We start from the raw sequence: 16723 nt of genomic DNA on the forward strand, positions 1-16723 counted from the left end.
ACAGTTCACGCCCCCCGGGGCCAGGGTGGTTGACCTCTCGCCGTGTCGCCGGGTGTCGGCGCGGGCGCCGGGGGCCTGCGGGCGAGTTGGTACCGTAGCCGGATGACGTCCGTGACGAACGCCGAGCCCGCTGAGGGTGCCGCGGATCCGGACGGCGCCTCGCCCGTCGTCTTCGAGCTGCACCAGCTGACCCGGACCTTCGGGAGGACGGTGGCGGTCGACCGCATCGACCTGGCCGTCCGCGCGGGGACCTTCTACGGGATCATCGGCCCGAACGGCGCGGGCAAGACCACCACGCTCTCGATGATGACGGGCCTCCTGCGACCCGACACCGGCCGCGTCCTCGTGCACGGCGTCGACGTCTGGAAGGACCCGTCGGCCGCGAAGCCGCTGATCGGGGTCCTGCCCGACCGCCTCCGGCTGTTCGACCGGCTCACCGGCGCCCAGTTCCTCGCCTACTCCGCCGCGCTGCGCGGCATCGACCTCGCCACGGCGAAGCAGCGCACGGTCGAGCTGGCCGAGGCGCTCGGCCTCTCCGACGCGCTGGAGCGCCTGATCTCGGACTACTCCGCGGGGATGGCGAAGAAGGTCGCCCTCGCGGCGGCGATGATCCACGCCCCGCGCGTGCTGGTCCTCGACGAGCCGTTCGAGTCGGTGGACCCGGTCTCCTCGGCCGCCGTGATCACCGTGCTGCGCCGCTTCGTCGAGGGCGGCGGCACCGTCGTCCTCTCCAGCCACGGGCTCGACTTCATCGAGCGCGTCTGCGACGACGTGGCCGTGATCGTCGGCGGGCGCGTGCTCGCCTCCGGGACGGTCGCGGAGGTCGCCGGCACCGCGACGCTGGAGGAGCGCTTCCTCGAGCTCGCGGGCGGCAAGCAGATCGCCGAGGGGCTGCAGTGGCTGCACGACTTCTCCGGCTGAGGATCGACGTCCTCCTGGGCGCGTTCCGCTCCGGGCCCGCGCGCTCGGCCGGCGCCGTCCTGGGCGTGCTCGTGGTCGTCGCGGTGACGGCCCTGCTGATCGGGGCGATCGGCGCTCTGCGCTCCTCGGACGCGGCGGCGGGCGCTCTCGTGACCGCCGGCGGACTCGTCTCCGTCGGCTTCCTGGTGCTGCCCTTCCTGCTCGGCCCGCTCGACCCGATGGATCCGCGCGCGTTCCGCCTCTTCGGCCTTCCGCCGCTCCGCCTCGCCGGGGCGCTCGCCCTGGCCGGCCTCGTCTCGGTCCCCACGCTCGCCCTGCTGGTGGTCGGGCTCGCGAGCGCGCCGCTCGTCCCGGGCGCAGGCGCCTTCGCCGTGGTCGGCCCGCTCCTCGCGGTGGCGACGGCCTCGCTGTTCGCGCGGATCGGCCTCGCCGCCTCCGCCGCCCTCGTCCCCTCCCGGACCGCCCGCGAGCTGCTGGCCGTCCTCGGCCTGGTGCTGATGCTGGGCGGTCCCGCAGCCCTCGGCGCCGCCGCGCTGGTCGACACGGGGGACACCCCGGTGCTCGAGCGCTGGGGCGCGGCGATGGGGGCCACTCCGTTCGGCGCGGCGTGGATGATCGCCCCGGCCGCCCGGACCGGCGACGCGCTCGGCCCGCTCCTGCTGGCCCTGGCGACGCTCGTCGCGGCGGGCGCGCTCTGGTGGCTCGTCGTCCGCCTGCTGACGGAGCGCCCCGAGCGCACGCACCGGCCGCCGCGCGGCCTCCGGCTGGGCTGGTTCGACGTCCTCGGCTCGACTCGGACCGGCGCGATCGCGGCGCGCAGCATCACCTACTGGCTCCGGGATCCGCGCTACCAGGCGTCGCTCGTCGCCGTGCCGGTGCTGCCGGTCGCGGCCCTGCTGCTGCTCGCGGTCGTCGGCGTCCCCTTCCCACTGCTCTCGCTGCTCCCGGTCCCGCTGATCGCGCTGTTCCTCGGCTGGTTCCTCCACAACGACGTCGCCTACGACGGCTCGGCGTTCTGGCTCCACGTGGCCGCGGGCGTCCGCGGCTGGTCGGACCGGCTCGGCCGCGCCTTCCCGACCCTCCTGCTCGGCGTGCCGGTCGTCGTGCTCGGCTCGCTGATCAGCAGCGCGACCTCGGGGCTCCCCGATGCGCTGCCCGTCGTGCTCGCGGTGAACACCTGCCTCCTGCTCGTCCCCGCCGGCGTCGCCAGCGCCGTCTCGGCACGGCTCGCCTATCCGGCTCCGCGCCCGGGCGACAGCGCGTTCACGCAGCCCCAGGCCCCCGGAGCCAGTGGCGCCGGTCCGCAGTCCCTCGCGTTCGGCCTGGGGCTGCTCCTCTCGGCTCCGGCCGTGGTGCTCGGCGTCCGGGCCCTGTTCGTCGACCCGGAGGCGGCGGGCGACGCCGTGCTCGTCGGCTTCGGCAGCGCCGTGGTCGTCTTCGCCCTCGGCGTGCTCCTCGGCGGCCGGCTGTTCGAGCGCCGCGCGACCGAGCTGGTCGCGTTCACCAGCCGCTACTAGCGCCGCCCGATCCGGAGCGCACGGCCGCGGGCCCGGGCTCCGCGCGTAGGATCGTCGGCATGATTCCGCGCGTCCAGAACAGCAGCACCGACCCCCTCGAGGGAGGCGGAGGAACCGCCACGCTCGACCGCGAGCTCGAGGAGCTCCTCAACCAGGAGTCCATCGAGCCGGGCGACCACGAGCGCTTCTCCCACTACGTGCCGAAGGACAAGATCCTCGAGAGCGCCATCACCGGCAAGCCGGTCCGCGCGCTCTGCGGCAAGAAGTGGCTCCCGGGCCGCGACCCGGAGAAGTTCCCGGTGTGCCCGGCCTGCAAGGAGATCTACGCGAAGATGAAGTGAGCGCCCGCCCGCTCACTCGTAGCGGGTCGGGATGACGGGCTCGCCGCGGCCGAGCCGGAGCGCGTCGATCGGCAGCTCGAGGACCGCGTTGGCGTGGTGCGCGCGGGCTGCCGCCACTCCCTCGATGCCGAGGTGCTCGGGACGGATCGTCCCGTCCTCGATCAGGGGGACGAGCAGCGCCCGCTCGCTCTCGCCGACGGCGCCCTCGGGGCCGGCGCCCACGTGCACGACCTCGGCCTCGGCGATCCCGTCATCGGAGAGCAGACGGCCGGCGGCCTTCCGTCCGCCGATCGACGCCTTCGAGACCGACTTCTTCGCCACCGCGACCCACTCGCCCGCGTCGTCCTCGTGCGCGACCAGCTTGTAGACCATGCCCGCCGTCGGGTGGCCCGAGCCCGTCGCCACCGAGGTGCCGACGCCGTAGGAGTCGACCGGTGAGGCCGCGAGCGCGGCGATCCCGTACTCGTCGAGGTCGTTGGTGACGGTGATGCGCGTGCCGGTCGCGCCGAGCGCGTCCAGCTGCTGCCGGACGGCGGCCACCTGCTGGGGGAGGTCGCCGGAGTCGATGCGCACAGCGCCGAGGCCGGTGCCGGCGACGCGGACCGCCAGGTCGACGGCGGCTGTCACGTCGTAGGTGTCCACGAGGAGGGTCGTGCCGGGGCCGAGCGCGGCGACCTGCGCGCGGAACGCCTCCTCCTCCGAGTCGTGGAGGAGGGTGAAGGAGTGCGCGGAGGTGCCCATCGTGGGCACGCCGAAGCTGCGGCCCGCCTCCAGGTTCGAGGAGGCGCCGAATCCGGCGATGTAGGCGGCGCGAGCGGCCGCGACGGCGGACCGCTCACCGGCGCGGCGCGAGCCCATCTCGGCGAGCGGTCGCCCGTCGGCGGCCGAGACCATCCGCGCGGCGGCGCTCGCCACGGCGCTGTCGTGGTTGAGGACGCTGAGCACCAGGGTCTCCAGCAGCACGCCGTCGGCGAAGGGCGCCTCGACGATGAGCACGGGGGAGCCCGGGAGGTAGACCTCGCCCTCGCGGTAGCCCCAGACGTCGCCCCGGAAGCGGTAGTCGGCGAGCCAGTCCAGCGTGCGGGAGTCGACCACGCGGTTCTCGCGGAGCCAGGACAGCTCGTCGTCGCCGAAGCGGAAGCGCGAGATCAGCTCGAGGAGCCGGCCGGTGCCCGCGAGCACGCCGTAGCGGCGTCCGGGCGGGAGGCTCCGGGCGAACACCTCGAACATGCAGCGGCGGTCGGCGGTGCCGCTGCCGAGGGCGCCCTCGACCATCGTGAGCTCGTACCGGTCGGTGAGGAAGGCCGTGGAGTCCATCCGCTCAGTGTTCCACGGCCGCCCCCGCGCGGCCCAGGCGCGGATGCCGGGGCTTGCGCACGCCGCCGGGCCCGGGAACGGCGTGCGGCCGGGACCGGGCCGCAGGGCGCGGGTAGGCTGTTCCTCCGTGACGGACGCACCGCTGGGCATCTTCGACTCCGGAGTCGGCGGGCTCACCGTCGCCCGCTCCGTGATCGACCAGCTGCAGAACGAGTCGATCGTCTACCTCGGCGACACCGCGCACTCGCCCTACGGCCCCAAGCCGCTCGCCGACGTCCGCGCCTACGCCCTCGACACCCTCGACACCCTGGTCGACCAGGGCGCCAAGCTGCTCGTCATCGCCTGCAACACCGCCTCGGCCGCGATGATGCGCGACGCCCGCGAGCGCTACACGCTCGGCCGCGGCATACCGGTGATCGAGGTCATCCAGCCCGCCGTCCGCAGCGCTGTCCGCGACACCCGCAACCGCCGCGTCGGGGTGATCGGCACGGTCGGGACGATCCGCTCCCGCGCCTACGACGACGCCTTCGTCGCCGCGCCGGACCTGCAGCTGTTCACCGCCGCCTGCCCGCGCTTCGTCGAGTTCGTCGAGGCGGGGGTCACCTGGAGCGACGAGCTGCTCGCGGTGGCGGAGGAGTACCTCGCGCCGCTCAAGGCCGCGGGGATCGACACGCTCGTCCTCGGCTGCACGCACTACCCGCTGCTGCGCGGTGCCATCGCGTACGTGATGGGGCCGGACGTCCGCCTCGTCTCGAGCGCCGAGGAGACCGCGCTCGACGTCTACCGGACCCTCGTGGCGCACGGCCTGCAGCGCACCTCCGCCGCGCCTCCGACCTACCGGTGGGAGGAGACGGGCTCGAGCGACTTCGTCCGCCTCGCCCGCCGCTTCCTCGGTCCGGAGGTCTCGAGCGTCGACCTCGTCGAGACCGGCACCATCAACCTGCGCGAGCTCGACCGGGCCGCGCTCCCGCACGATCGAGGGAGACCCGAGTGACCGACAGCACCGCATCGAAGGCCGCGCGCAAGGACGGGCGGGCGCCCGACGAGCTGCGCACCGTGACGATCGAGCGCGGCTGGAGCTCCCAGGCGGAGGGCTCCGCGCTCGTCTCGTTCGGGAACACCAGGGTGCTCTGCACCGCCTCCTTCACGAACGGCGTGCCGCGCTGGCTGCAGGGCAAGGGCAAGGGCTGGGTCACCGCCGAGTACGCGATGCTGCCCCGATCCACCAACTCCCGCATGGACCGCGAGTCGGTCAAGGGGAAGGTCGGCGGGCGCACGCACGAGATCTCGCGGCTGATCGGCCGGAGCCTGCGCGCGGTGGTCGACACGAAGGCGCTCGGCGAGAACACCCTCGTCATCGACTGCGACGTCCTCCAGGCCGACGGTGGCACCCGCACCGCGGCGATCACCGGCGCCTACGTGGCGATGGCCGACGCGATCGAGTGGGCGCGCGGCAAGAAGTACGTGGGGCAGAAGGCGCAGCCGCTGATCGACAGCCTCTCGGCGGTGTCCGTCGGCATCATCGACGGCGTGCCGATGCTCGACCTGGCCTACGTCGAGGACGTGCGCGCCGAGACCGACATGAACGTCGTCGTCACCGGACGCGGCCTGTTCGTCGAGGTGCAGGGCACCGCCGAGGGGGCCCCGTTCGACCGCCGCGAGCTCGACGCCCTGCTCGACCTCGCGGTCGCTGGTGCCTCCGACCTCGCCCGCATCCAGGCCGAAGCGCTCGCCGCGGAGCCCGGAGCGTGAGCCTGGACCTCGTCCTCGCCACGCACAACGCGGGCAAGGTGGAGGAGTTCCGCGCCATGCTGGCCGGCGCGCTCCCCGGAGTCGGCGTCCGCGCCTACGACGGACCCGAGCCCGTCGAGGACGGCGTGAGCTTCGCCGAGAACGCGCTGATCAAGGCGCGCGCGGCGGCGGCGCACACCGGCCTCGTGGCGCTCGCGGACGACTCCGGGATCTGCGTCGACGTCCTCGGCGGCGCGCCGGGCATCTTCTCGGCCCGCTGGTCGGGACGCGCGCACGACGCGACGGCCAACCTCGAGCTCCTCCTGGCGCAGCTGCACGACGTGAAGGCGGAGCACCGCGGTGCGCACTTCAGCTGCACCATCGCCCTCGTGGTACCGGACTCCGTGCTCCCCGGCGGGCAGGAGACCGTGGTCGAGGGCCGTTGGGACGGCGCGATCGCGACGGCGCCGCGGGGTGGGAACGGCCACGGCTACGACCCGGTGTTCGTCCCCGAGGCCGGGGCACTCACGGCGGCCGAGCTCGCTCCCGAGCAGAAGAACGCCCGGAGCCACCGCGCCCGCGCCTTCACCGCGCTGCGCGCCGAGCTCGCCGCTCTGTCCGCCCGGCTCTGACCCCGGCGGGATGCCGCTCCGGTGCACGCCTGTCGGCGTGCCGCGTGCCGGAGTGGCGTCCCCCGGAGGCGGAGGTCAGGACTTCGGGTGCTTGTCGTCCAGGGTGTCGGCGTCGAGCACGTAGGCGGCCGACTCGGTCGCGTCGGTCTCGGGGTCGGCGGCGAGCTTCGCCTTGCGCTGCTGCTGGAAGAAGTGGAACAGCGTCGGCACCAGCGCGAGCACGACCGCGCCGATCAGGATCACGTCGATGTAGTGCGAGACGAAGTCGGCGACCGGCGGGATGAAGGCGAGCAGCCATCCGATCAGGGTGACCCCGCTGCCCCAGATCAGGGCGCCGATGAGGTTGTAGAGGCTGTACTTGCGGTAGTTCATGTGAGCCACGCCGGCCGCGATCGGCGCGAAGGTGCGGACGATCGGCACGAAGCGCGCGAGGATCACGGCGAGGCCGCCGAAGCGCTCGAAGAACGCGTTGGTCCGCTTCACGTTCTCGATGCTGAAGAAGCCGGACTCCTTGCGCTCGAAGATGCGCGGGCCGGCCTTGTGCCCGATCAGGTAGCCGACCTCGCCGCCGACGAAGGCCGAGAACCCGACGGCCAGGCAGATGAGCCAGATCGGGACGCCGAGGCCGCCGTTCGACGCGTTCTCGTGCGCCAGCAGGCCCGTGATGATCAGCAGCGTGTCGCCCGGGAAGAGGAAGCCGATCAGCAGTCCGGTCTCGGCGAACACGATGAGGCAGACCACGAGCACGCCCCAGGGGCCGAACGAGGTCAGGATCGTCTCCGGATCGAGCCAGGGGACGAGGGCGGCGTGGTTCAACGGATCTCCAGTCGACGGGGGCCGGTGGCCGGTCGGCGGTCACGCGAGCGCGCTCAGCGTACCGGCCGATCCCGTGCGGAAGGAGGGACTCGAACCCTCACGCCTCTCGGCACAGGAACCTAAATCCTGCGTGTCTGCCATTCCACCACTCCCGCGTGCGGGCTCCAGTGTAGAGAGGAGGGCCCCGCGCCTCAGCCGCGGGAGGCCGCCCGGGGGAGGTACCGCGGGATCCAGCGGGCGAGCGCCCCCGCTCCGCCCAGACCGAGCACCCCCATCACGACGGCGGCGAAGGGGAGGGAGACCAGGGCGGTGAGTGCCGACACGACGATCGGGGCGGCGGCGTTGCCCGCGTCACCGGTGAAGCGGAACGCGCCGAGGAACGGGGCCGGATCGGCCGGGGGCGCGAGATCGGCGCCGATGGTCATCAGGATGCCGGAGCCGATGCCGTTCGCGGCCGCGAGCACGCAGGCCACGGCGACGAACCAGGGCACCGGATCGAGGGCGAGCACCGAGGCGGCGAGGGCGAGGTGGCCGAGCCCGAGGCCGATCATCGAGGGGATCGCGGTGGCGCCCCGGCCGAAGCGGTCCATCAGCTGGCCGCCGGCGTAGAAGAGGGCGAAGTCGAGCGCGCCGGCGATGCCGATGATGATCGCGGTGTCGGTCTCGGCGAGCCCGATGCTCACCGCCCAGAGGGGGAGGATCAGCGTCCGGCTCGCCCGCAGCGCCCCGATCACGGCGGCGCCGGTCCCCATCCGAGCGAGGACCCCGCGGTGCTCGCGCAGCGTCCCGAGCAGCGACTGCGGCGACTCCGGGACGGTCGCCGACGCCTCCGCGGCGACCACGTCCTCCGGAGCGGCGCGGTCGGCCGCGGCCTGCGCCCGCCGCAGCACCGTCGCGGGGTCGGGCACGAGCAGCAGGACCACGACCGCCGCCACGCAGCAGACGATGTGCACCCAGAAGACGGACTCGACGGAGCCGGTGAGGTGCACCACCCCGGCCGCCAGGAACGGGCCGATCAGCCAGCCGGCGCGGAAGGCCCCGGCGAGGGCGCTGAGCGCGCGGGCGCGGTGCGTGATCGGGACGAACGACGTCATGAACGCGTGGCGCGCCAGCGCGAAGACCGCGGTCGCGAGGCCGATCACGAAGACGCCGATCGTCAGCCCGACCCACGACGTCGAGAGCAGGCACACCACGAGCCCGAGGATCGACGCGGCCGAGGCTCCGAGCATGGCGCCGCGCTCGCCGATCCGCGAGACGATCCAGCCGCTGGGGATGTCGCCCGCCAGCTCGCCGATCATGATCATCCCGGCCACGAGCCCCGCCAGCGCCAGCGTCGCGCCGAGGTCGCCCGCCGCGGCCGGCAGGAGGGGGATGATCGCCCCCTCGCCGATGGAGAAGAGGAGCGTGGGGAGGAAGGTGGACAGCAGCAGCGGCCCGACGGGGAAGGGGCGCGGAGCGGTGCTGGTCACCGTCCCCAGGGTACGCCCGGGCCGGAGGGCGGCCCCCGGCCCCCGGTAGTCTGGACCCACCATGCTGGACAACGACTTCACCGAGCAGATCACTGCTCTCCGCTCCACCTTCGCCGACATCCGCGCCGTGATCGACGTGGACGGCCTCCGCTCGAAGATCGCCGAGCTCAGCGAGCAGGCCGGCGCCCCCGACCTGTGGGACGACACGGCCAACGCGCAGAAGGTGACCAGCGCCCTCAGCCACCGCCAGTCCGAGCTGGCGCGGATCACCGCGATCGACCGGCGCCTGGACGATCTCGAGGTGCTCGTCGAGATGGCGAACGAGGCCGAGGACGCCGAGTCCGAGCAGGAGGCGATCGCCGAGCTCTCCTCCCTCCAGAAGGTCATGGGCGAGCTCGAGGTGCAGACCCTGCTCGACGGCGAGTACGACGACCGCCCCGCCGTGGTCACCATCCGCGCGGGAGCGGGCGGCGTCGACGCCTCCGACTTCGCCGAGATGCTCATGCGCATGTACCTCCGCTGGGCCGAGAAGCACAAGTACGCGGCGACCGTCATGGACGCCAGCTATGCGGAGGAGGCGGGCATCAAGTCGGCCACCTTCCAGATCGACGCCCCCTACGCCTTCGGCACGCTCTCGGTCGAGGCCGGCACCCACCGCCTCGTGCGGATGAGCCCCTTCGGCGCCGCGGGCAAGCGCCAGACCTCCTTCGCCGCGGTCGAGGTCATCCCGCTGATGGAGGAGGCCGGGGCGATCGAGATCCCGGACAACGACATCCGCGTGGACGTCTTCCGCTCCTCCGGCCCCGGCGGCCAGTCGGTGAACACCACCGACTCCGCGGTGCGCCTCACCCACCTGCCCACCGGCACCGTCGTGTCGATGCAGAACGAGAAGAGCCAGATCCAGAACCGCGCCGCGGCGATGCGCGTGCTCCAGTCGCGGCTCCTGCTGCTGCAGAAGGAGCAGGAGGCGGCCACCAAGAAGGAGCTCGCCGGCACGATCACCGCGAGCTGGGGCGACCAGATGCGCAGCTACGTCCTCGCTCCGTACCAGATGGTGAAGGACCTGCGCACCGACCACGAGGTCGGCAACCCCTCGCACGTGTTCGACGGCGATCTGGACGGCTTCATCGCCGCCGGGATCCGCTGGCGGAAGTCCTCCTAGCGCGGCGCGGGCGCGTCCCCACCGACGCGCCGCGCGCCCCCTCGGCGGACTCTTCGGGATCGTCGCTTACCCTCGTACCGACATGATTCGCTTCGACAACGTCTCCAAGCAGTATCGGGGCGGCACGAGACCCGCCCTCAACGCCATCGATCTCGAGATCCTCCGGGGCGAGTTCGTCTTCCTCGTCGGCGCCTCCGGCTCCGGCAAGTCGAGCTGCCTCCGCCTGATCCTCAAGGAGGAGCGCCCCTCCTCCGGGTCGATCCACGTGCTCGGGCAGAACCTCGGCAAGATCTCGAGCCGCAAGGTCCCGTACTTCCGCCGCAACATGGGCGTCGTGTTCCAGGACTTCCGGCTGCTGCCGAACAAGTCGGTCTTCGACAACGTCGCGTTCAGCCTCCAGGTGATCGGCAAGTCGAAGGGCTACATCCAGGAGGCCGTCCCGGACACGCTCAAGATGGTGGGCCTCGCGGGCAAGGCGTCGCGCCTGCCCCACGAGCTCTCCGGCGGCGAGCAGCAGCGCGTCGCGATCGCCCGCGCCGTCGTCAACAAGCCGGCCGTCCTGCTGGCCGACGAGCCCACGGGCAACCTCGACCCGACCACGAGCGCCGGCATCATGGCGCTGCTCGAGCGGATCAACGCGGGCGGCACGACCGTGATCATGGCGACCCACGAGGCCGGCATCGTCGACCAGATGAAGCGCCGCGTCATCGAGCTCTCGGCCGGCAGCATCGTCCGCGACGAGAGCCAGGGCGGCTACGGCCAGACCGAGAGCATCACCGTCGTCCACGACGGCGTCGTGGTCGTGGCGGCGGACGACCACGCGGTCGCCGAGCAGCCCGCGCCCCCGGCGATCATCGACAGCGAGCTCGCGCCCGCCGAGGTCCCCGAGATCGACCTGCGCCAGGAGGCCCCGGCCCCGCCGCCCGAGCCGGCCCGCCTCTCGCAGACCGCCGCCCAGCCCCGCGTCCCCGAGGGCCGCCGCTCCGCCGCCGTCGAGCCGGAGCGCGAGCCGGAGCCGGCCGCCGAGCCCGCCGCCGCCCCGCGCGTCGTCGAGCTGCAGAGCCAGACCGGTCCGATCTTCCTCCCCGCCGACACCGGCGCCCTGCCCGAGGAGTCGCTCGCCGCGCGCCTCGGCCTCCGCGCCCACGCGGGCGAGGGCGACGAGACCGGCGACGACCAGCAGAACGTAGGACCCGTCAAGTGAGATTCGCACTGATCTGGTCGGAGGTCGCCAGCGGCCTCCGGCGCAACGTCTCCATGGTCGTCTCGGTGATCCTGGTGACCTTCATCTCCCTCACCTTCGTCGGCACGGCGATCCTGCTCCAGATGCAGATCGGCCAGATGAAGAACTTCTGGTACGACAAGGCGCAGGTCGCGGTGTACATGTGCACCGCCACCTCCGGCGGCTCGAACTGCAGCGGCTCCGACGCCACCGCCGAGCAGATCGACGCGGTGCAGGGCCAGCTCGAGGGCGCCACGCTCGCGCCGTACATCGACCGCTCCTACTTCGAGGACCACGACCAGGCCTACGCGAACTTCCAGGAGCAGTTCGCGGGCAACCCGGTCGCCGAGTACGTCACTCCCGACCTGCTCAACCAGACCTTCTGGATCAACCTGAAGGACCCGACCCAGTCGGACGTCATCGTGGAGAGCCTGTCGAGCGTCTCGGGAGTCGAGAGCGTCACCGACCAGCGGCAGTACCTCGACCAGATCTTCTCGATCCTCAACGCGGCGAGCTACACGGCCATCGGCATCGCCGTCCTGATGCTCGTCGCGGCCGTGCTGCTCATCGCCACCACGATCCGCCTCTCGGCGTTCTCGCGGAGACGGGAGCTGGGCATCATGCGGCTCGTGGGGGCCTCGAACAGGTTCATCCAGACCCCGTTCATCCTCGAGGGGGTCTTCGCCGCGCTGGTCGGCTCGATCCTCGCGGGAGTCGCGGTGGTCGCCATCGTGCAGGTCTTCGTGCAGGGGTTCCTGGCGTACCGGATCCCGCTGACCTCCTTCGTGGGACTCGACGACGCTCTGATCGTCGTGCCGATCCTGATCGTGGTCGGCATCGTCCTGGCCGCCGTCTCGGCGAACGTCGCGATCGCGCGGTACCTGCGGGTCTGATCCCGGACCGGACGTATACTGGTGGGCTGTCCCGTTCGGGGCGGCCCACCAGTGCATCGCCCCGACGATGCCCGCCCCCTTCATCCGCTCGCGACCCGAGGAGCAGCCGTGCCCAGAGAACAGGGACAGAAGGTCGTCGCGACCAACCGTAAGGCGCGCCACGACTACCTCATCGAGGACACCTACGAGGCGGGCCTCGTGCTCACCGGCACCGAGGTGAAGTCCCTCCGGGCCGGCCGAGCCTCGCTGGTCGACGGCTACGCGTTCGTCGACGGGGGCGAGGCGTGGCTCGACGCCGTCCACATCAACGAGTGGGCGCAGGGCACCTGGACGAACCACCCGCCGCGCCGCAAGCGCAAGCTGCTGCTGCACAAGGCGCAGATCCTCAAGATCCACAACAAGGTGAAGGAGGGCGGGTACACGCTGATCCCGCTCTCGCTGTACTTCAGCGACGGCAAGGCCAAGGTCGAGCTTGCCGTGGCCAAGGGCAAGAAGGACTACGACAAGCGCCAGGTCCTCCGAGAGCGCCAGGACCGCCGCGAGGCGGACCGTGCGATGTCGACCCGCCGCCGCCTCGGCGAGTAGGCCCCGACGGGCGATGTCCGACGGGTGCCGCGCAAGCCTCTTCTTCGCGCCCCGTGCTTTGGGAGACTGGGGCGCGTGACCTCCCCCGAGAACAGCGCCCCCGCCGCCCTGAGCGCCGCCGACGAGAAGACGCGGTGGCGCGCTTTCGCGGTGAGCGTCGGAGTCGCGGCCATCACGATCCTCGACCTCTCGAAGGTCAACGTCGGCCTGCCGTCGATCGAGCGCTCGCTGGGAGCGGATGCGAGCCAGCTGCAGCTGATCGTCGCGGGCTACGCGCTCGCCTTCGGACTGGCGCTCGTGCCCGCCGGCCGGCTGGGCGACATCCGCTCGCGCCGCCTGCTGTTCCTCATCGGGCTGACCGCGTTCACGGTGACGAGCCTGCTCTGCGCGCTCGCGCCGTCGATCGAGCTGCTCGTCGTCGCGCGCTTCCTGCAGGGCGTCGCCGCGGGCATCCAGATGCCCCAGGTTCTCGGCCTGGTGCAGCAGATGTTCACCGGCGCCGAGCGGGCCCGGGCCTTCGGGGTCTTCGGCGCGACCATCGGCCTGTCGACCGCCTTCGGCCCGACCCTCGGCGGCCTCCTGATCGCGATCGGCGGCGAGCAGGACGGCTGGCGCCTGCTGTTCTGGATGAACATCCCGCTGGGCGTCGCCGCGCTGGTCTTCGCCTGGAAGCTCATCCCGAAGAAGCGCTCGCGGCCCGAGGGAGACCGGTCCCTCGACCCGGTCGGCCTGCTCCTGCTGGCGGTCGCGATCTTCGCGTTCATGCTGCCGTTCCTGCTGACCACGGGCTCCTCCTCGGACTCGCCCTACCGCTGGTTCTGGCTGGTCCTCGCCGCGGCCGCCGCCGCCGTCTTCGTGCGCTGGGAGGCGCACTACGCCGCGTCGGGGCGGACGCCCGTCATCGACTTCCGCATCTTCCGGACGAGCTCCTACCGCAACGGCATCCTGGTCGCGACCTCCTACTTCGCCGCGATCCCGGCGACCTTCCTCCTCACCACGCTCTTCCTCCAGCAGGGGCTCGGCCTCGAGCCGGTGTTCGCCGGCATGGTGAGCATCCCGTTCGCGCTGACCTCGGCGGTGACCGCCTGGTACGGCGGCAAGCTCGTGCAGCGCTACGGCCGCGCACTGGTGGTGCTCGGCATCGTGCTCGTGGTCATCGGCTTCACGCTCGTGCTGCTCGCCGCCGAGCTCCTCCCGGCCGAGACCGCGGCCTACGGCATGGGTGCCGCGATGCTCGTCGCCGGGGCCGGCGGCGGCTTCGTCGTGTCGCCGAACCAGACGCTCACCCTCGCCGAGATCCCGCCGGCGCAGGGCGGCGTGGCGGGCTCCGTGGGCCAGCTCGGCCAGCGCGTGGGCACCGCGGTCGGCACCGCCTGCGCCTCCGCCGTCTTCTTCGCGACGCTGGCGAGCGAGCAGGGGATGGCGGAGGGGCTGGACCGCTACCACGACGCCTTCCGCAACGGCTACTTCGTCACCCTCGGGCTGATCGCGCTCGCGCTCGTGCTGGGTCTGCTCGATCTGCGCCGCCGCCGGGTGACCGCCCGCGGAGCTGAGGTAGACTAGGTCTCGTAACTCCACAGTGTGCGACGAACGACCCACTCCAGCGGCCTCCGGGCCGTCGAGTGCTCGCGGGGATGATCGGTTTCGACATTGCCTGCGAAACTGCGAGAAGCGGGTCGAGGATCCAGGGTCATCTCGTCAACGATCCCTGGAAAACACAGGTGCCGAACAGAAGCGCACCGACTTCGCTCTCGCTGCCTAAGCCAGAGTAGATAGTCCGTCAGCCCGTGGGTGCGTCCTCGCCCCGGATCCTGGCGTCATCTAGAGGACTTGCTGCGTCGTTACGCCTGAGGGCGACGCGGGACTTGCACTCGGGCTGGGCCCGTCGACCGATGCGCCGATGGTAACGGTCGGGGCCGAGCAGAACGCTCTCATCGGCTACACCCGTAGAAGGCGCAGAATCACAGCGATGGACGGGGGTTCGATTCCCCCCATCTCCACCACCGGTCGTCGTCGCACACTGGGAGCTCCGCTCCGCCGCCCTCACGACGGTCGCACGTCGAGCTGTCTGATCCGCCCGTAGAGGGTGAGCATCGCCAGCCGGTCGTCGTCGTCGTGCGCCGGGCCGGCGAGAGCCTGCGGCGGGGCCCAGTCCCGGTAGAGCACGCCGGGCGCCAGCACGGCGACGGCGGTGCCGGCCGGGTAGTGGGCGCTGCGGTCCACCGGCAGCTCGGCGAACGCGTCGGGCAGGAGCCGGTGCAGTGCCTCCAGCAGAGGACGGAGCCGTGCTGCTCGCGCCTCGTGCACGGAGAGGGTCACGGCGTTCATCGCGGCGAGCGCGGCCACCAGGTGCTCGGCGGCGGCGTCGTCGTCGCACCGCTCGGTGACCAGCAGCGAGACCACCCCGCGCGGCTTCAGCCAGCCGAGCGTGGCGGCCTCGGCGTCGCCGTCCACCGAGACGACGCGGTCGGAGGCGTGGGCGTAGTCGTGCAGGAGCCGCGACCAGACGTCGCCCGGGCCGGGCCCGTCGACCCGCGCGACCGCCTCCGCCGCGGCGAGCAGGGAGCTCTGCCGGTGGAGCCTCGGGAACAGGCTGTCCGCCGGTCCCCAGTGCTGCTCGGCCGTGCGCGAGCGCTCGGGGGGTTCCTGATCGTGCCGGTCCTGCATGTCGACTCCTGAGCCGCCGGTCTCCGCGCCCCCTCGCGCCTGCCGGTCGTCCCTTCACCCTGCGCTCCGCCGGAGCGCGTGTCAATGAGCCGAACGGGGGTCGATCGGAGCCGTGGTCAGCGAGCGGAGCCGACGAGGCTGCCGGTGGTGGAGTCGTCGGCCGGATCGAGGACCGCGCAGACGATCGTGCGGTCCCCGTGGCGCCAGCCGACCTCGGAGGGGACGAGCGAGCGGTACTCGAGGGCGGAGTCGCCGTAGGCGATCCCCATCACGGCGCCGAACTCCGGCTCGCAGCCCGCCTCGGCCTGGGCGAGCAGCGTGTTGCGGCTGGTGTAGCGGTCTCCGGGCTGCGCGAACGTGTGGAAGACCTCCAGTTCGTGCTCCTCGGCGCAGGGAACGACGTCCACGTCGGCGATGCGGTCGTCGCCCGGGTCGGCCAGGCAGTCGCCGCGCCGCAACGAGAACACGTCGGTGACGCCGGCGGTCGCCACCGTGCCGCCCTCGTCACGCACGGCCTCCGGGCCGTCCGGCCCGACGACGGAGGAGCAGCCCGAGAGGAGCAGGAGGAGCGCCGCCGAGGCGAGCGCGGCCGTCCGGCTCCTCATCGCGGCGCCACGATCGCGAGCACCTCGTCGTGCAGCAGGCCGTTGGTGGCGACGGCGCTGCCGTGCCACGGCCCGTCCTCCCCGTCGGCGGAGGTGAAGCGGCCGCCCGCCTCCTGCACGATCGGCACCAGGGCCGCCAGGTCGTAGGGCTTCACGTCGAACTCGCCCGCACCGTCGAGGAGACCCTCGGCGACGAGCATGTAGGGCCACGCGTCCCCGTACGCCCGGTCGCGCCAGACGGCGCCGGCGAGCTCGAGCAGCTGCGGGAGACGGCCCGCGCCCTCCCACTGCTGAATGCTGTTGTAGCTGAAGGTCGCCGAGGCGAGCGTGTCGATCCCCGAGACGCGCAGCGGTCGCGGCTCGGCCCCGGCCTCCAGCTCGACGGCCCAGGCGCCGGAGCCCTCGGCCGCCCACCAGCGCGTGCCGAGAGCGGGAGCGGAGACGACTCCGACGACGGGGACGCCGTCGACCGCGAGCGCGATCAGGGTCGCCCAGATCGGGACGCCGCGGAGGAAGTGGGCGGTGCCGTCGATCGGGTCGAGGATCCACTGCCGCGAGGCCTCGCCCGAGGTGCCGAACTCCTCGCCGAGGATCGCGTCGTCCGGACGCTCGGCGGCGAGCAGCGCGCGGATCGCCTCCTCGACGGCGCGGTCGGCGTCGGTGACCGGGGTGCGGTCGAGCTTCGTGTCCACGACGAGGTCGAGCGCGCCGAACCGCTCCCGCGAGATCGCATCGGCCGCGTCCGCCAGGCGGAGGGCGAGTCGGAGGTCGTCGTCGAAGCTCTGGTCACTGCTCTGCGGGATCACGCGACCACGATACCGGTGGGTCCCGCGGAGCCTCCGATC

17 protein-coding genes, 1 tRNA gene and 1 other RNA gene are annotated in these 16723 nt (G+C 72.5%); 12 read left to right on the forward strand and 7 right to left on the reverse strand.

Going from position 1 to position 16723, the window contains the following annotated elements; all coding sequences use genetic code 11:
- Window positions 1-102: 102 nt before the first annotated feature.
- Genes C5C49_RS07520 through C5C49_RS07530 form a run of 3 tightly spaced genes read left to right on the forward strand, consistent with a single transcriptional unit; the run spans window position 103 to window position 2779 of the window.
- Window positions 103-921, forward strand: a complete 819-nt coding sequence (locus tag C5C49_RS07520; RefSeq protein ID WP_104223570.1) for an ABC transporter ATP-binding protein — start codon at window positions 103-105, stop codon at window positions 919-921.
- A complete protein-coding gene (locus C5C49_RS07525; RefSeq protein WP_104233196.1) occupies window positions 897-2438 on the forward strand; it encodes an ABC transporter permease in 1542 nt (513 codons plus the stop codon). Before C5C49_RS07520 ends, C5C49_RS07525 begins: the two co-directional genes overlap by 25 nt.
- Window positions 2439-2497: 59 nt before the next feature.
- Window positions 2498-2779: a DUF3039 domain-containing protein gene (locus tag C5C49_RS07530; protein WP_104223568.1), complete on the forward strand. Its 282-nt coding sequence runs from the start codon at window positions 2498-2500 to the stop codon at window positions 2777-2779.
- 12 nt (window positions 2780-2791) lie between these two features.
- Here the strand turns inward: C5C49_RS07530 and C5C49_RS07535 are convergent, their stop codons facing one another.
- Entirely contained in the window at window positions 2792-4096 is a 1305-nt protein-coding gene (locus C5C49_RS07535; protein WP_104345821.1) for a nicotinate phosphoribosyltransferase, read from the reverse strand.
- Window positions 4097-4223: 127 nt separating this feature from the next.
- Between C5C49_RS07535 and murI the strand changes: the two genes are divergently transcribed.
- Genes murI through rdgB form a run of 3 tightly spaced genes read left to right on the forward strand, consistent with a single transcriptional unit; the run spans window position 4224 to window position 6459 of the window.
- Window positions 4224-5090: a glutamate racemase gene (murI, locus tag C5C49_RS07540; RefSeq protein WP_104345822.1), complete on the forward strand. Its 867-nt coding sequence runs from the start codon at window positions 4224-4226 to the stop codon at window positions 5088-5090.
- Complete coding sequence (rph, locus tag C5C49_RS07545; RefSeq protein ID WP_104345823.1) at window positions 5087-5848, forward strand: ribonuclease PH; 762 nt, start codon at window positions 5087-5089, stop codon at window positions 5846-5848. The genes murI and rph overlap by 4 nt, the downstream gene beginning before the upstream one ends.
- The gene (rdgB, locus tag C5C49_RS07550; protein ID WP_104280731.1) at window positions 5845-6459 is read left to right on the forward strand and encodes an RdgB/HAM1 family non-canonical purine NTP pyrophosphatase; all 615 of its coding nucleotides are present in this window, start codon (window positions 5845-5847) and stop codon (window positions 6457-6459) included. Before rph ends, rdgB begins: the two co-directional genes overlap by 4 nt.
- Window positions 6460-6534: 75 nt before the next feature.
- Here rdgB and C5C49_RS07555 read toward each other — a convergent pair whose 3' ends face one another.
- From C5C49_RS07555 to C5C49_RS07565, 3 genes are all read right to left on the reverse strand, one after another.
- Complete coding sequence (locus C5C49_RS07555) at window positions 6535-7275, reverse strand: DedA family protein (protein WP_104345824.1); 741 nt, start codon at window positions 7273-7275, stop codon at window positions 6535-6537.
- Between the two features lie 74 nt (window positions 7276-7349).
- Window positions 7350-7430, reverse strand: a tRNA-Leu gene (locus C5C49_RS07560).
- 36 nt (window positions 7431-7466) lie between these two features.
- Window positions 7467-8744 carry an MFS transporter gene (locus C5C49_RS07565; RefSeq protein WP_244230655.1) on the reverse strand — a complete coding sequence of 426 codons (1278 nt, stop codon included), beginning with the start codon at window positions 8742-8744 and terminating at the stop codon, window positions 7467-7469.
- A 61-nt stretch (window positions 8745-8805) separates the two neighbouring features.
- Here C5C49_RS07565 and prfB point away from each other — a divergent pair, with 61 nt between their 5' ends.
- The 6 genes from prfB (at window position 8806) to ssrA (ending at window position 14609) form a co-directional block, all read left to right on the forward strand.
- On the forward strand, window positions 8806-9906 hold the full coding sequence (prfB, locus tag C5C49_RS07570; RefSeq protein ID WP_104226967.1) for a peptide chain release factor 2: 1101 nt from the start codon (window positions 8806-8808) through the stop codon (window positions 9904-9906).
- 82 nt (window positions 9907-9988) lie between these two features.
- Window positions 9989-11110 (forward strand): cell division ATP-binding protein FtsE, encoded by a 1122-nt coding sequence (gene ftsE / locus C5C49_RS07575; protein WP_104233202.1) that lies wholly within the window; start codon window positions 9989-9991, stop codon window positions 11108-11110.
- Window positions 11107-12021 carry a permease-like cell division protein FtsX gene (gene ftsX, locus C5C49_RS07580; protein WP_104223559.1) on the forward strand — a complete coding sequence of 305 codons (915 nt, stop codon included), beginning with the start codon at window positions 11107-11109 and terminating at the stop codon, window positions 12019-12021. Before ftsE ends, ftsX begins: the two co-directional genes overlap by 4 nt.
- A gap of 108 nt (window positions 12022-12129) precedes the next feature.
- Window positions 12130-12606, forward strand: coding sequence for an SsrA-binding protein SmpB (gene smpB / locus C5C49_RS07585; RefSeq protein ID WP_104223558.1), 477 nt, complete (start codon window positions 12130-12132; stop codon window positions 12604-12606).
- A 75-nt stretch (window positions 12607-12681) separates the two neighbouring features.
- Window positions 12682-14169, forward strand: a complete 1488-nt coding sequence (locus C5C49_RS07590; protein WP_104223557.1) for an MFS transporter — start codon at window positions 12682-12684, stop codon at window positions 14167-14169.
- Between the two features lie 67 nt (window positions 14170-14236).
- Window positions 14237-14609, forward strand: a transfer-messenger RNA (tmRNA) gene (ssrA, locus tag C5C49_RS07595).
- Window positions 14610-14649: 40 nt separating this feature from the next.
- Here ssrA and C5C49_RS07600 read toward each other — a convergent pair.
- The 3 genes from C5C49_RS07600 to C5C49_RS07610 form a co-directional block, all read right to left on the reverse strand.
- Entirely contained in the window at window positions 14650-15273 is a 624-nt protein-coding gene (locus C5C49_RS07600) for a hypothetical protein (protein ID WP_104345826.1), read from the reverse strand.
- 116 nt (window positions 15274-15389) lie between these two features.
- Entirely contained in the window at window positions 15390-15878 is a 489-nt protein-coding gene (locus C5C49_RS07605) for a septum formation family protein (RefSeq protein ID WP_104345827.1), read from the reverse strand.
- A complete protein-coding gene (locus C5C49_RS07610; protein ID WP_104268765.1) occupies window positions 15875-16681 on the reverse strand; it encodes an inositol monophosphatase family protein in 807 nt (268 codons plus the stop codon). The genes C5C49_RS07605 and C5C49_RS07610 overlap by 4 nt, the downstream gene beginning before the upstream one ends.
- Window positions 16682-16723: the final 42 nt, after the last annotated feature.

The sequence above is a fragment of the Rathayibacter sp. AY1E2 genome, assembly GCF_002932325.1.
GTDB lineage: Bacteria > Actinomycetota > Actinomycetes > Actinomycetales > Microbacteriaceae > Rathayibacter.